General features: G+C 67.0%; 9 protein-coding genes. 5 read left to right on the plus strand and 4 right to left on the minus strand.

Going from position 1 to position 15647, the window contains the following annotated elements; genetic code table 11:
- The first annotated feature begins 106 nt into the window (after positions 1-106).
- The 4 genes from FG94_RS25480 to FG94_RS25490 all read left to right on the plus strand — a co-directional run bounded on the left by FG94_RS25480 (position 107) and on the right by FG94_RS25490 (position 4419).
- On the plus strand, positions 107-1333 hold the full coding sequence (locus tag FG94_RS25480; RefSeq protein WP_051997114.1) for a YeeE/YedE family protein: 1227 nt from the start codon (positions 107-109) through the stop codon (positions 1331-1333).
- A gap of 98 nt (positions 1334-1431) precedes the next feature.
- Positions 1432-3048 carry an NAD(P)/FAD-dependent oxidoreductase gene (locus FG94_RS25485; protein ID WP_036217574.1) on the plus strand — a complete coding sequence of 539 codons (1617 nt, stop codon included), beginning with the start codon at positions 1432-1434 and terminating at the stop codon, positions 3046-3048.
- A gap of 174 nt (positions 3049-3222) precedes the next feature.
- Positions 3223-3366: a hypothetical protein gene (locus FG94_RS27760; protein ID WP_161784002.1), complete on the plus strand. Its 144-nt coding sequence runs from the start codon at positions 3223-3225 to the stop codon at positions 3364-3366.
- 93 nt (positions 3367-3459) lie between these two features.
- Entirely contained in the window at positions 3460-4419 is a 960-nt protein-coding gene (locus tag FG94_RS25490) for an IS1595 family transposase (RefSeq protein ID WP_036217577.1), read from the plus strand.
- A gap of 78 nt (positions 4420-4497) precedes the next feature.
- Here the strand turns inward: FG94_RS25490 and FG94_RS25495 are convergent, their stop codons facing one another.
- Genes FG94_RS25495 through pelA form a run of 3 tightly spaced genes read right to left on the minus strand, consistent with a single transcriptional unit; the run spans position 4498 to position 8670 of the window.
- Complete coding sequence (locus FG94_RS25495; RefSeq protein WP_051997115.1) at positions 4498-5853, minus strand: oligogalacturonate lyase family protein; 1356 nt, start codon at positions 5851-5853, stop codon at positions 4498-4500.
- Positions 5850-7271: a glycoside hydrolase family 105 protein gene (locus FG94_RS25500; RefSeq protein ID WP_081926205.1), complete on the minus strand. Its 1422-nt coding sequence runs from the start codon at positions 7269-7271 to the stop codon at positions 5850-5852. Before FG94_RS25500 ends, FG94_RS25495 begins: the two co-directional genes overlap by 4 nt.
- Before the next feature lie 31 nt (positions 7272-7302).
- Entirely contained in the window at positions 7303-8670 is a 1368-nt protein-coding gene (gene pelA / locus FG94_RS25505; protein WP_081926206.1) for a pectate lyase, read from the minus strand.
- Between the two features lie 212 nt (positions 8671-8882).
- Between pelA and FG94_RS25510 the strand changes: the two genes are divergently transcribed.
- Entirely contained in the window at positions 8883-11159 is a 2277-nt protein-coding gene (locus tag FG94_RS25510) for a hypothetical protein (protein ID WP_051997121.1), read from the plus strand.
- 227 nt (positions 11160-11386) lie between these two features.
- Here FG94_RS25510 and FG94_RS25515 read toward each other — a convergent pair whose 3' ends face one another.
- Complete coding sequence (locus FG94_RS25515) at positions 11387-15385, minus strand: TonB-dependent receptor (RefSeq protein ID WP_036217580.1); 3999 nt, start codon at positions 15383-15385, stop codon at positions 11387-11389.
- Positions 15386-15647 lie beyond the last annotated feature (262 nt).

The raw sequence follows: 15647 nt of genomic DNA on the forward strand, positions 1-15647 counted from the left end.
TGCGGCAATGCTCTCCCGTCAGGCCAGTCGAAGCTGGCGCAGTTCCTGCAGAAGCCGCGAAAACGCGCGACAATGGCAGGTTTCCTGACTCCGTCATCGATTCGCCATGTCCGGTCCAGCATCCTTGTCCTCCCTGTCTCCTCGTCCGCGCGCGGACATCAACCTGAAGCCCTTCGCCGTCTCGCTCCTGCTCATCGCAGCGGGTTGCTGGTACCTGGCGCAGGCTGCCGGCTGGCGCCAGTCCGCGCTGTATGCGGTCGGCGCGCTGCTCGGCATCACGCTGTACCACGCGGCATTCGGCTTCACCTCGGCATGGCGGGTGTTCATCGCCGATGGCCGCGGCGCCGGCCTGCGCGCGCAGATGCTCATGCTCGCGCTCGGCGTGCTGCTGTTCTTCCCGGTGCTCTCCAGCGGCACCCTGTTCGGTGCCCCGGTCACCGGACTGGTGTCGCCCGCCGGCACCTCGGTCATCGTCGGCGCTTTCATCTTCGGCATCGGCATGCAGCTCGGCGGCGGCTGTGCCTCCGGCACCCTGTACACGGTCGGCGGCGGCAGCACGCGCATGCTGGTGACGCTCGCGGCCTTCATCGCCGGCTCGGTGATCGCCACCGCCCACATGCCGTTCTGGACCGCACAGCCGCAGCTTGCGCCGCTGTCGCTGGTGAGCGCGCTGGGCCTGGTTCCCGCGCTGCTGCTGAACCTGGCCGTGTTCGCGCTGATCGCCGCCATCACGGTGGCGGTCGAGAAGCGCCGCCACGGACGGCTGGTCACGCCGCAGCCGCAGAAAGCAAACGGGCCGCGCTGGCTGCATGGCCCCTGGCCCCTGGTGGCCGGCGCCGTCGCGCTGGTAGTCCTGAATTTCGCGACCCTGGCCCTGGCCGGGCGCCCCTGGGGCGTGACCTCGGCCTTCGCCCTGTGGGGCGCGAAAACCCTGGCGGCCGTCGGCGTCGACATCGCCAGCTGGCCCTACTGGTCGACCAAGGCCAACGCCGCCGCATTGGCAGCGCCGATCTGGCGCGACGTCACGTCCGTGATGGACATCGGGATCGTGCTGGGCGCGATGCTGGCCGCGGCGCTCGCCGGCCGCTATGCCCCGGTATGGCGCCTGCCCCTGCGCTCGCTGGTCGCGGCGGTGGTCGGCGGCCTGCTGCTCGGCTATGGCGCTCGGCTGGCCTACGGCTGCAATATCGGCGCCTATTTCAGCGGCATCCTGTCCGGCAGCGTCCATGGCTGGCTCTGGCTCGTCGCCGCGTTCACCGGCAACGTGTTCGGGACCCGCCTGCGTCCGCTGTTCGGCCTCGAAGTCGAGCGCGTGAAACCGAGCGCCTGCTGAGGGAGCATCCTTCGATACGCGCCAACCCCCGCATCTTTACGAGGTGCATCTACCCGGCCCTTGGGACATAATGCACTTGAAAACGGGGGAGACGGCAGATGCGCGACGCGATCATCATCGGGGGCGGCCATAACGGCCTGGTATGCGCCTTTTACCTGGCCCGTGCCGGCCTGAAGGTCACGGTACTGGAGCGCCGCGCGGTGGTCGGCGGCGCCGCGGTCACGGAAGAATTCCACCCCGGTTTCCGTAACTCGGTCGCCGCCTACACGGTGTCGCTGCTCAACCCCAAGGTGATCGAGGACATGGATCTGGCCGGACACGGCCTGCGCATCGTCGAACGGCCGCTGTCGAACTTCCTCCCGCTCGACGATACCCGCTACCTGAAGCTCGGCGCCGGCCGGACCGCGTTTGAAGTCGCCAAGTTCTCGCAGCGCGACGCGGACCGCCTCGAGGATTACAACCGCCACCTGGACAGCGCGGCCGACCTGCTGCGCGAACTGGTGCTGCAGACCCCGCCGAACCGGGTGCAGGGCAGCTGGCTCACGGCCTTGCCTGAGCTGATCAAGGCCGGCAAGCTGGGCAACCGGATGCGCGGGCTGTCGCTCGCTACCCAGCGCGAGCTGCTCGACCTGTTCACCAAATCGGCCGGCGACTACCTGGATGGCTGGTTCGAGAGCGCGCCGATCAAGGCGGCCTATGGCTTCGACAGCGTGGTGGGCAACTACGCCAGTCCCTACACGCCCGGTTCGGCCTACGTGCTGCTGCACCATGTGTTCGGCGAGGTCAACGGCAAGAAGGGCGCCTGGGGCCATGCCATCGGCGGGATGGGCGCCATCACGCAGGCGATGGCCAGGGCCGCGCTGGCACAAGGCGTGCAGATCCGCACCGGGTGTGGGGTAGAAGAGGTGTTGCTGGACAAGGGGCGGGCCTGCGGCGTCGTCACCGCGGGCGGCGAGCGTGTCGATGCCCGGGTAGTCGTGTCGAACCTGAATCCGCGCCTGTTGTACACCCGGCTGGTCGACCCGGGCGCGCTGCCCGGCGACTTCCTGCGGCGCATGCAGGCCTGGCGCTGCGGCTCCGGCACCTTCCGCATGAACGTGGCGCTGTCGGAGCTGCCGAGCTTCAGCTGCCTGCCGGGCACGCAAGCCGCCGAGCACCACGGCAGCGGCATCATCATCGCGCCGAGCCTGCAGTACATGGAGCGCGCCTACCATGACGCCCGCGCCTACGGCTGGTCGCGCGAACCCATCGTCGAGCTCCTGATTCCGTCCACGCTGGACCCGGGCCTGGCGCCGCCAGGCCAGCACGTGGCCAGCCTGTTCTGCCAGCATGTGGCGCCGCAGCTGCCGGACGGCGCCAGCTGGGACGCGCATCGCGAGGAGGTGGCCGACCTGATGATCGCTACCGTCGACCGCTATGCGCCCAACTTCAGGCGCTCGGTGCTGGGCCGCCAGATAATGACCCCGCTGGACCTGGAACGGACCTTCGGCCTGGTGGGCGGCGACATCTTCCACGGCGCGCTGGGACTCGACCAGCTGTTCGCGGCGCGACCGATGCTGGGGCATGCCGATTATCGGGGGCCCGTGGCCGGCTTGTACACCTGCGGCTCCGGGACCCATCCAGGCGGGGGCGTCACTGGTGCGCCGGGACACAATGCGGCGCGCGAGGTGCTGCGCGCTTTCGCGCGAAGGCAACGGGTGCGCTCTGCGGCATAGCGCTTGCCCTTAATATAAGTTGAACGTATATCCCGCATTCAAGGAATCAGGCCTTTGAGGGTGAGATATTGGTTATAATGATGGGTTGGATCAGGAATCTAAATTGGATTTATATCTGGCGCTGCTCTATGCTGTCACCATCGCTTAACGCACCACCAAACGAAGGAAAACAGCATGAACGCCATCGCCATCAACGCCGCCCGTCCTGACGCATCCGATACCTTCCGCCACCTGGTCCGCCGCATCAAGGCCGTGCTGCGCCGTGCCTTCGAGCTGTCGGGCGCGCCGTACAGCGAGATCGGCTACCGCTACCTGTAAAAAAAAGGCGCTGCCACCACTACGTGTTGGAGATCTTGAACTGTTGAGCCGGGCCGATGTCAAACCACTATCCGATCGACAGTGGAGGTGGCAATGCAGGCGGCAAGCTTCAAATCGTGGCTGGCACGTAACGCGCAGCTGACGCGGCGCCAGCGCGAACAATTGCTCGCGCTTTTGCGTCCGGCAGTTGGACTGGATCGTGCCTGTGCGACGATCGAGGAGGCCAGGAGTCCATCTTCATGTCCGGTCTGTGACGGTCGGCGGCTACATCGCCACGGGCACGTCCGCGGGGTGCAGCGCTATCGTTGCTGCGCCTGCGGCAAGACCTTCAGTGCCTTGACGGGTACGCCGCTTGCCCGGCTGCGCCATCGCAGCAAATGGCTCGATTACCTGGACGGCATACTTGAGGGCCAGTCGGTGCGGAAAACGGCAGACCGGCTCGGCGTGCACCGCAACACCAGCTTCCGCTGGCGCCACCGTTTCCTGCACCTGGCCAAGGAAGACCGTCCTGCAGCCCTGGCCGGCATCGCCGAGGCCGATGAACTGTTCCTGCTCGAATCCCGGAAGGGCTCGCGTAAGCTCGACCGACTGCCGCGCAAGCGTGCAGGTGTAGCCAGCCGGCGTGGCATCAACAGTGAACACGTCTGCGTGCTGGTCGCCCGTGACCGCACCGGCGCCACCTTCGATTTCATTACCGGCCGGGGCGCCGTCACCACGGCCCAGCTGCACCGCTACCTGCTTCCGGTGCTGGACAGGGATGTGCTGCTGGTTACCGATTCCCATCCTGCCTACAACGCGTTTGCCCGGACTACTGCCATCTCACACGAAGCGGTGAACCTGCTGGCTGGCGAACGGGTGCGCGGAGCCGTCCATGTGCAAAACGTCAACGCCTACCACCGGCGCTTCCGCCAATGGCTTGCCCGCTTCAATGGCGTGGCTTCACGCTATCTGCCCAATTATCTCGGCTGGCAGTGGGCGGTCGACGGACGTCGTATCGAATCGGCGGAGGCGATGCTGCGAATAGCGCTGGGTAGGTTCAACATCGAACGGTGACAGCGCCGTAAAAAAAAGTGCGCCCCACGGGGCGCACCAAAGGAGACTGCGCTCCTCGCGCAGTGATGAAACCTCCGATCAGGGCGGCGACGCGTCCACCGCGTACACGTGCTGGGCCCCATGCATGTTCGAGGCGAACACCAGCCACTTGCCGTCCGGTGTGAAGCGCAGGTTGGGCTCGAGCCGGTAGTCGTGGGCGGACAGGTCGACCAGCCGCGTCGACTTGAACTTCTCGACCGTAATCAAGCTGTCGTCATAGGACGGCAGGTCGGCGTCGACGATGTCTTCCGCCTGCAGCAGCTGGATCCACTTGCCGTCGGCGGCGTGCGCCACCATGTCGGCGTCGCCGCCGTCGCTGGCGAAGGTCTTGTTGTCCGGGGCGATGTTGAAGTGCACGCCCCATTCGTTCGCCTCCAGGCGCTTCCAGATGCGCCGGCCGGTCGCCAGCTCCAGGCCGGCGACCCAGAACACCTGGCCGCGCGGGGTCTGCAGGTCGTACCAGAGCCACTTGCCGTCATGGCTGAAGAATTCGTGGCCCCAAATCTCGAAGTTCATGGTGCGCGTATGGACGCTGCGCAGCCCGCTGCCGTGCGCATGGATCAGCTTGATGCGGTCGACGCGGTGCCACGGCCCCTCCATGCAGAAGCGGATCAGCGTTGGGTCGGTCGGCGAAAACTGGGCGTGGCCGATCCATTCCTCGGTCTGGTACAGCACCTTGCGCTCGCCGCTCTTCAGGTCGATGGTGAACAGCTCGGCCGGCACCCGCGCCGACCAGCGCTCGAGCATGCGCACGCCCTTGGCCTTGGCAAAGTTCAGCGGCTTGCCGTCCGGACCGAGGGCCGCGTATTCGGTATTCCCGAACTTGGCGATGCTGGCCGCATCCTTGGGCTGCAGCGGCTTGGCGCCGTAGGCGACCTGGCCCAGCAACAGCGTGTCGTCGGCATTCGAGGCGGTCACGCCGCCGGCGGCGATGCGGGCCAGCTTGCGCACCTTCCTGGTGTCGACGTGGACGGCATAGATGGTCTTCGGACGATCGGCCGCTTCGCCCGGGCCGGGATCCGTCACCGAATAGACCGCTTCGCGCGTGGTGCGCAGCATGAACAGCAGGTCGTTCTCGCGGCCGGGCGCCAGCAGCGTGGTCTTCCAGTCCTTCAGGCGCACCCCCATGATCCCCGATGGCGACTTGATCACCATGACGTCGCCTTCGGGCGTGTAGGCATGGCGGTAGAAATACAGCACGCCCGAGCCGGCTTCTTCCGAAATGCGCACGACCCGGCGGCCGGTCTTCGGGTCGGTGAATTCCTTCGGAATCGGTCCGCTGAAGGGCTTCGATGCGGCGGGCGCCGGGGCCTGGGCGGAGGCGATCCCCAGAGGCAGCAGGGCGGAGGCGCCCCACAGGCTTTTCAGTACGGTACGGCGGCGGATAGGGCTCATTTGCTGCTCCTTGCGGGTGTCTTGAGCGTGGCCGGGTCGTAGGCGAGCGCGCGGGTGGCGCGCATCTCCTGTTCGCGCCGGGCCTTCTCGGCCTCGCCGACGATGGTTTTCGGCGGCGGCGGCGGCGGGGTCGGTGTGGTGGCCGCGATGGTCGCCTCGTCGTCGCGCGCCGGCGCCGGCTCGGGCAGCGCCTGCACCGGGCCGTGCAGGTCCATCACCTCCAGGCCGGCCAGCAGGAAGGCGCCGGTGGCGTAGGGGCCGACGTCGTCCGCGCGGGTCGGCACCGGCCGGTCGCCCGTCTTCTGCGCGGCGCCGACCAGGCCGTTCGGCAGGACCTGGCGATTCAAGGCGGCCCAGCCCCGCGTGACCGCGGGCAGGTAAGTCTGGCGGTCCAGCAGGCCGTGGTTGATGCCCCAGGCCAGTGCGTAGACGAAGAAGCCGGAGCCCGAGGTTTCCGCTTCCGGGAAGCTGTCCGGGTCGTTCATGTCGCTGCGCCACAGGCCGTCCGGCTGCTGCAGTTCATGGATGCGGCTGGCCATCTTGCGGAAGATGTCGGTATAGAAGCTGCGTCCCTCGAAGCCGGCCGGCATCGATTCCAGCGTGCGCGCCAGGCCGCCCATGACCCAGCCGTTGCCGCGCGCCCAGTAGATCGGCTTGCCGCCGGCGCCCAGGTGGTCGCGGTCCTTGAAGCGCTCGTCGCGCAGGAACAGGCGGTCCTGTTCCACCCACAGGCGAGCCGCGGTGCGGCGCCATTCCTTGTCCATCGCCTGCAGGTACTTCCGGTCGCCGCTCAGGCTGGCCTGGCGCGCCAGCACCGGCGGCGCCATGAACAGGGCGTCGCACCACCACCAGACCAGGGTCGGCGTTTCCTGCTGGCGGTTCAGGTGCGGCAGCATGAAGTCGAGGCGCTGCTGCAGCGGCATGATGGTGCCGACCTGGCCGCGGCGCGCATACAGTTCCTGGTACAGGTCGCCGATGGCGACTTCGTCGGCATTGAGCAGGGTCCGTTCGGAACGGGCGCCGCGCAGCGAATAGTTATAGTGCTCGGCGGTGGCGGTGAGGAAGCGCAGCACTTCGCGGTTCTGCGTCACCCGGGCCAGGCGCGCCGCGCCGACGTAGAAGGTGGCGGCGACCCAGTTCGAGGAGATCTCCGACAAGTTGGAGCCGGTCGCCATCTGGATCGGACGGCGGCTCATGTCGGCGATCTGCGACATGGCCACGTAGTCGAGCACCGGCAGCACCGCGGCGCGGCTGGGCAGCCTGCCGGGATCGAAATCCATGGCGGGACGGGGCGGCGGCGTGAGCCAACTGGCTTCGATGCCGGCCACCTGGGACGGCTCGGCGGCAAGCGCGGGCAGGGCCAGCACACAGGACAGCGCGCCCAGCAGGGCGGCCTTGCGTAGGACGGGATAGGTCATCGATGGGTATCCTGGTAGGTGGTTGCTCGGATCAAGGCTTGCCGCTGACGTTCTGGGCGCTTTCGAGCGCTGCGGCGCCGCGTGCGCCCACGGCGAGCTTGCCCGTGCGCGACCACTCGGCATACGCATCGAGCGCCTTCTGCGGCGCATTGGTGTACCAGGAGTAGCCGTTGCGGCGGCCCTTCGAGATGAAATTGACGTCGTCGTGGATCGACTTGTCGCGGTCGCCGAAGATCGGCTTGCCGGTCTGGATGTCATAGTTGCGCGACCAGATCGGGCCCGCGCCCGGCCGGTCGACCAGCTTGCGGCCTTCTTCCTCGCTAACCTTGGTAAACGCCTTGCCGTAGATGGCGCTGGCCTTGAGCCAGGCGACGCCGGACTCGATGGCGGCGCGGATCTCCGGCGTCTGCTCGGGCTGGCGCATCAGGAACATCAGCACCTCGGCGCTTTCGGCGCTGGCCAGCGAGCACATCTCGTAGTTGCGCGCGGAGATGGGTTTGAGGGTGATGGCGTCGGCCTGTTGCGGCCACACCGTCTTCTTGCCGTTCACGACTACCTGGGCGTCGAGGATCGGGCGGACCGCGCGGGCGCTGGCGGCGCCGGCCTGCTGGCGCAGCGCTTGAGGCACGAAGGCGAAGTCCGGATGGCCCTCGGCGATGTCTTCCAGGATCATCGCGGCTTCGGCGACGGCATTGTCGTTGAAGGTGATCCCGTCATGGAAGCCTCCCTCGAGCGGATAGTTCTGCGGCCAGCCGCCGTTCGGGTACTGTGCCATCAGGAGGTACTGGACACCCTTGACGATGCTGGCGCGGTAGGCATCGCCTTCCTTGCCGGGCGCTTGCGCCTGCACCCGGCCGAGGAAGCGCATCTCGGTGGTCGTGGCGCCATTGTCGAGCGTGCCCACGAAGGTCCAGAAGCGGTCCTGCGGAACGTCGAAATTGGTCGGGTCGGCCACCATGGTCTCGGCATCGTTGGCATAGCGCTGGCCGCGCAGGCGCGGCGGCTTGCTGCGGTCCTGGTTCTTGCTCCAGCCGCCGGACGGGGTCTGGAAGCTGACGATGGTGTCGGCGATGGCGCGCGCTTCAAGCGTGGCGTACCAGGCAGCCTCTTTGTTCAGCGGCATCTTGCCGCTGCCGGCGGTCGGCGCCGGCGGGGCGGTTTCGCCGGCCTTGAGCTCGGCAGCCAGGATGTCGCGGTCATACTGCCGCTGCTTCTCCGAGCGGGCGATGTACCCGGCCCAGGCGGCGCGCTGCGCGGCCGGCAGCTCCACCAGGCGTTCCAGGCTGACCTGCGGCGCGGGCGTGTTGGTGCCGATCACCGTGGCGTGGGCGGGCGTGGCGGATGCGGCGAGCGCGAGACACACGGCGCCCAGCAGGGCCGTCCCTTTGGTAGTTTTCATGCTGTCTCCATCGTTGGTGTTATTCAAGGCTGTGCGGCCTTGTTAGGACTATGACTGTTGACGCGCCGATTTCCTCGGCCTTCTAAGGCAAAAACAGAAAACGCGCACGCGGATGATTGAATGGGTGCGCCGCGCATGGAAAGCGTCGCTTTTTGCTGTCGCGTATGGTTGAATTTCCCGCCATTCCAATCAATGAAGGGGAGTTCACCGCCATGGGTCCGATACTGTTTTCCCGCCGCCGCATGATGCTCACCGCCGCCGCGGCCGGCGCGGCTCTGGCCGTACCGGGCATCGCGCCGGCCCAGGACCGGATCGACCGCCAGGCCCTGGTCACGCGCCACAACCCGGTGCTGCGCCAGGCCGATCCGCACGCGCCGCTCATGCTGGGCAACGGGAACATCGGCTTCACCGCCGACATCACCGGCCTGCAGACCTTCACCGAACCCTACAGCAAGATCGCGCCGCTCCTGACAGAAGCGCAATGGGCCTGGCACAGCTTCCCGAACCCGGACGGCCACACCGTGCGCGACACCCAGGTCGAGATCGCGGTCGGCGGCCACACCCGCCGCTACGGCTACATCAAGGACTGGGCCGACGCCGCGAACAATCCGGCGGTGGCCTGGATCCGCGAGAACCCGCACCGCTTCTCGCTGGGCCGCCTGGCGCTCGACCTGCGCGCGCGCGACGGCTCGCCCGCACGCTTCGAAGACATCCGCGATACGCAGCAGACGCTGGACCTGTGGACCGGGACGCTCACCAGCCGCTTCGTCTACGACGGCGTGCCGGTCAAGGTCGTCACCCGCGTGCTGCCGGGCCAGGACACCATCATGGCCGAGCTCAGCTCGGCGCTGCTGGCGCAGGGCCGCTTGGGCGTGGCGGTACGTTTCCCGGGCGTGTCGAAGACGCTCAATCCCGATCCCTCGGACTGGAGCAATCCCGGCGCCCACAGCACGACCGCGCTGTCGCGCAAGGCCGGCGAGCTGCGCCTGCGGCGCCAGGTCGACGCCACCACCTACCACGCGGCCATCGGCGCACCGGGCGCGAGCATCGAAGAGAATGGCCCGCATGCCTACCGGGTGGCGACCAAGGCCGCGACCCTGAGCGTGATGCTGCAGTTTTCAGAGCAGGCCGGCCCGGCGCTGCCCACCCCGGCGGCAGGCGCCGTGGCCGTCGCGCGCCACTGGACCGGCTACTGGTCCCAGGGCGGCATGGTCGATTTCTCGGGCTCCACCGACCCGCGCGCCGCGGAACTGGAACGCCGCGTGATCCTGTCGCAGTACCTGATGGCGGTGAACGCCGCCGGCAGCTTCGCGCCCCAGGAAGAAGGCCTGTTCTCGAACAGCTGGAACGGCAAGTCGCACCTCGAGATGCATCCCTGGCATGCGGCCCACTTCGCCCTGTGGGGCCGGCCCCAGTTGCTCGAGCGCAGCCTGGGCTGGTACGTGGGCTTCCTCCCGAAGGCCAGGGCGAGGGCGCAGGAGCAGGGCATTCAGGGCGCCTGGTGGCCGAAGATGATCGGCCCGGACGGGGTCGACAGCCCGTCCAAGGTTTCGCCCTTCATCATGTGGCAGCAGCCGCACCCGATCTACATGAGCGAGCTGTTGTGGCGTGCCGGCGGCGGGGCGCGTGTGCTGAAGGCCTACGGCGAACTGGTCGAGGAGACCGCGAACCTGCTGGCCTCCTTCCCCCGGATCGACGAGGCGAGCGGCAAGCTGCGCCTCGGCCCGCCGATCATCCCGGTGCAGGAGAACTTCGCGCCGCTCGGCACCTTCGATCCGGCCTTCGAAGTCGCCTATTACCGCTGGGGCATCGAAACGGCGCAGGCCTGGCGCGAGCGCGCCGGCAAGCCCCGCCGCGCCGACTGGGACGCGCTGCTGGCGAAATGGCCCGCGCTGCCGCAAAAGGATGGCCTGTACCTGCCGGTGCGTTCCGCGCCGGATTTCTGGGACCAGGCGGCGGGCAGCTGCCGCGCCAACGCGATCGACGAGCGCTGCCAGAACCGCGACCACATGTCCTTCCTGATGCCGCTCGGCTGGCTGCCCGGCCGCGACGTCGACCGGGCGACCATGCGCGCCACGTTCGACCGCATGAAGCGCGACTGGGACCTGCGCCAGACCTGGGGCTGGGACTACCCGATGATGGCCATGACGGCGGCCCGCCTGGGCGCGCCGCAGGAAGCGGTGGACTCGCTGTTCTTCGATGCCAGGAACAACCAGTTCGGTCGAAGCGGCATGACGCCGCGCGTGCACCTGGACGCCCATGCCGCCCACTTCGTGCCGACCGCCACCGGAGCCGGCGCCCAGGCGGGTGCCGGTCCGGACGGCCCCGGGTACCAGCGCGCCGCCGAGACCTACTTCCCGTCGAACGGCGGCCTGCTGCTGGCGGTGGCCCTGATGGCGGGCGGCTGGGACGGACAGACCGGGAACGCGCCGGGCTTCCCGAAAACCGGGTGGAAGGTCAAGGTCGAAGGCATCCTGCCTTCGCTGTAACCCCTAGGGTGGGCGGCTCCACCCGGCTATGCGATCAGCCGGCAGCGCTGCCGCCGCCCACGCGTTCAACGAGACTGTGAATCGTCGATCCGTCTGATCGAGAGGGAGTTGAACGCGTGGGCGGCATTGAATTCGCGTGTCTTTCCATTTCAAGGTATAGCCGCCCACCCTACAAAAACCGTCAGCCCGCTTGCGCGGGGTGACGGTCTTCTTGCTTCGGGGCTTGACTACATCGTGCGGAAATTCACCCCGAACATGATGCGGCGACCCGAATACGCGTAGTCCAGGATGTTCGGCGTACCGTCGGCGAACGGCGCGTACGGGCCCTGGCTGTGCGAAACGGTCGCGTTGCCGATGTTGCGTCCTTCGACGAACACCTCGATCATCGGCGAGTACCGGTACGAGATCTTGGCGTCGATGAAGCGGGTGGCATCCGTGAAGTTGGGCGAACCCGGGTTGTAGGTGGTGCTGGTGCGTCCGCCCCCCACGTTCGGGTAGTTGTACATGCTGGTCGTCTTGCCGCAGGCCGCAATGCAGTTGAAGTAGGAGCCCACGGCCTGCAGGGCGACCCTGGCCGACAGCCTGCCGTCGTCGTACCACAGGGCGGCATTGTAGGTGTACTTCGGCTCGTTCTGCGGCGGCAGCGGCGTGCCGGTCAGCAGGTCGACGATGTTGGCCGTCGAGGTGGACGAATGCATCTTCGAGTAGTTGGCGTCGAAGCCGGTGTAGCGCAGCAGCCATGGCAGGAAAGTGAAGGCCGTCTTGCCGCTGAACTCGACGCCGCGGCGGCCCGTCGTGGCCCCGTTCATCCAGGTGGAGTAGTCGAACAGCTGGCCGGCCAGGCTTTCGCCGGTGACCGGATTGACCATGTCCGAGTTGGCGAACAGCGGCGACTGCGACACGCCCTGGGCGATCGCGCCGCCGATCTTGCCGTCCTGGCGGAAAGCCGTCGCGGTCAGCATCGTGTCGCGGTTCGGATACCACTCGATCGACAGGTTCTGGTTGAAGTTCTTCTGCGCGGCCAGCTCCGGATTGCCGACCGTGCCCGAGCACGACTGCCCGTCTTCGCCCAGGTCGGCCGCCACCTGGTCGTAGGTGCACGAACCCGAGGCCAGCAGGCGCGACACCGGCGGCCGGGCCACCGTCTTGGCGGCGCTGTAGCGCAGCACCAGCTTGTCCGGGACCAGCCAGGTGGCCAGGTTCAGGCTCGGCAGGAGATCGCTGGTCTTGGCACTGATGGCGGTGGCTTGCTGCACCCGCATCCTGGTGGTACCGCCCACCGCGTCCGGGAAGCTCGGGTCGAAGCTGGGCGTCTTCATGATGGCCGTGAAGCTCATCATGCCGGTGCCGTGCACCTTGGTGCGCACATAGCGTACGCCGACGTTGCCTTCCAGCTCCAGGCCGAAGGGCAGCGAACGGTCCGTGAAGGGCAGGTGGTCGAGGCCGAAGTCGCCCATCAGGTAGAAGGCGTCGGTGCGTTCCTTCAGGTGGTTGGCCGGCTGCGCATAGACCTTGCCGTCGCTGGCGGTGCAGTACTTCACGCAGTCGAAGTTGGTGTTGCCGACCTGGGAAATGGCGAACAGCTTCTCCACGTCGACCTGCGTCCAGTTCTCGATCAGGCCGGCGGGGCGGTCCTTGGCGCCGTTGAAGAATTGGGTCGGCGTCGCTTTCAGCGTCATGACCTGGCTTAGCATGTCGACGAACTGGGGGATGGTGTAGACCATCGCGCCATCCAGCGACTGGCGGATGTCGCCTTTCGGAATCCAGCCGTACTGGCACTTGTTGCCGCCCGGCGCCAGCGAGCCCGGGGTGTCGGCGCAGCCGTACATGGTGCTGCGCAGGGTCGGCGAAGGCATCACGATCGGCGCCACGAAGCCCGGCGTGCCGAAGGTGCCTTGCGGGTCGCGCAGGTTGTAGCCGCCGTTGTTCAGGTTCCAGTTGTCGTTGCGCGTGTCGCGCATGTTGTAGCCGGTCTTGAAACGCTTGAAGAAGGGGATGCTGTCCGGCGTGTTCCAGGTTGCATCCACCTTGGCGGTGCGCTCCGAAGTGTGGTACTCGGTCGGCACCCAGGTCAGGTTCGGCGACGAGGTGCCGGCATTCTGCTGGGCGGCGGTGTAGGCGGGAGCCGAGTTGGTCGTGTACACCGTCGGCACGATGGCGGCGCTGGCGCCGCGCGGGAACAGCACGGCGAAGCGCGAGGGATCGGCCGAGGTGATCGGATTGACGTTCGGGAAGCTGTAGGTCCACAAGCCATTCGGCATCACGCTCATCGAGCCGGTGCCGTAGTAGTCGTTCAGCGTGAGCTCCTTGATGCCCTTCCTGAAGTCTGACTGGGCGTCCCCGGCGAAGAAGTCGACATTCAGGCCGCCGCGCTTGAAGTTGCCGCCCAGTTGCAGGTAGCGCGCGGTGGTTTCGCCGATGCCGTGGCTCTGGTTGGTCTTGGCCACGCCATTGCTGTTGGTATTGTTGAAGGTGTACGAGGTCAGGTGGTGCTTGGCGTCGACCACGGCGGAACCGGGCTGCACGTTGCTGCTGCCATTCTGCACCGACATGTTACCGAGCGAGAAAGCCAGGGTGTTGATGTCGTTATGACGCTTGTTGTAGCTGCCTTTCGAGTACAGGGTCAGCTCGTCGGTGAGCTTGAAGTCGGCGCGCAGGTCGAGGTTCCTGCGGCGGTCGATCTCGCGCCGCACCACGTAGCGCGGGCCGGACGGGGTGTAGTCGTTCCACTGGTTCAGGCAGGTATTGAGTTCGTTGGTGCGCTGGTTCTGCGCGGCGGTGCGCGCCGAGGACGAGATCAGGTTCAGCTGTGCGCTTGGAATCGGTGCGAAGATCGCGCGGCACTCGTCCTTGCTCTGTGCGCCGGCCGAGCGCGTGACCATCTCGAGCGGCGTGGCCGAGTTGAAGAAGCCGCCGTTGGTCAAGGCCGAGCGCAGCAGCGGGGTGGTGCTGGTCGCATCGGCCGTGTTGACGGTGCCGGGCTGGTAGCTGAAGGTCTTCTCGGGCGAATTGTCGAAGTCGAACAGGCGGTAGTAGCCCTGCCAGCCATTGTTGCCGCCGCCCGATACCTCGGTCTTGTGGCCTTCGTTGTCCAGCGTGGTGCTCGACGCGTTCAGCAGCAGGCCCAGGCGGCCGTTCATGTACTTGTTCGCCAGGATCAGGTTGGCGTCCGGCTGCCATTTCTTGTTCAGGCTGTTCTGGCTGCCGCCCAGGCGCAGCGAGGCGAAGGGCTTCTTGAAATCGAGGCCGGTACGTGTCTTGATCTGGATGCCGCCGCCCAGCGAACCCTCGGTCATGTCGGCAGTCGAGCCCTTGACCACGTCGACGCTCTTGATCAGGTCGGCGGAGAGCTGGCGGAACTCGACGGCGCGGCCGTCGCCGCCGCCGGCCATGTCGCTGCCGCCGGCGGACTGCACGGCCTGGCCGTCCAGTTCCACGCGCGTCAGGTCCGGGCCGTTGCCGCGCACCGACACGGTGACGCCCTCGCCGAAGTCGCCGCGGTCCAGCGCGATGCCGGCGATGCGCGAGATCGCCTCGCCGACGTTCCGGTCCGGCAGGCTGCCCACGTCCTCGGCGACGATCGAATCGATCGCGGTGGCGGCATTCTTCTTGCGGTCGATGCTGGACTGCTGGGACGCGCGGGTGGCCACCACCTTCACCTGCTGCACGCCGTCGCCGCCTTGCTGGTTCGCGGCCGGCGCGCTCTGTCCGGACTGTGCCTTCGCCTCCGGTATCTGCACCTGCGTGCCGGGCGCCTGCTCCTGCGCATTCGCCAGCGGTGCGCCCATCATGAGCACGGCCGCCGAGACCGCGACGCAGGTCGCCTTGCGCCGGCCGGGGAGGGTATGTTTTGTCATTGTCTCATCCGATATTTTCGAGTCATTGGGTTGTCCGGATGATCCTGGCGGTCGCGCCAGGATCACCACGGTGCCGCCGGAGCTGACCCGTCCGACCAGATTAGTGCAGCCGAGCAGTCGATCGACCGCCTCGGAGATGACGAATGCGCCACTGAGCGCTTCGGTGTTCACGCCATCCAGGATGTCCGCCGAGGTCAATATGTTGATGCCGGCCTGGCGCGCGAATTCCGGAATGGACTCCGTCGCAGGGCCTGCGGGAATATTGAAGGGCCGCGGCAATTCCTGGGCGCTGACGCTGCCCGCGTACGCGGCCATGCTCACGGCCAGGATGGTGCCGGCCGCGCTGGCGTATGGGTGCATGGGGTTCATGCACGTCTCCTCTAATCTGTTTTTGTCGGAACTATGCTGCTCCGTATGTGTAAAGACTGCCGGCGGCGGCGTCTTCCTCATGCTGCGGCGATCGTTTGCCCAATCACTCAAAACGATGACTGAATCGACATCCTCCCTCAAAAATCAAGCAGTGGCGTGCTGTCGTATAAATACTCAGGAAGCTGACTGCAAAGGGCAAAAAAAATCCGGACCCGCCATAGACGGCGCGTCCGGATCGTGTGCCAGTGTGGCGCGGCATCGC

This window comes from Massilia sp. LC238, from assembly GCF_000735635.1.
Classification (GTDB): Bacteria; Pseudomonadota; Gammaproteobacteria; order Burkholderiales; family Burkholderiaceae_D; genus Telluria; species Telluria varians.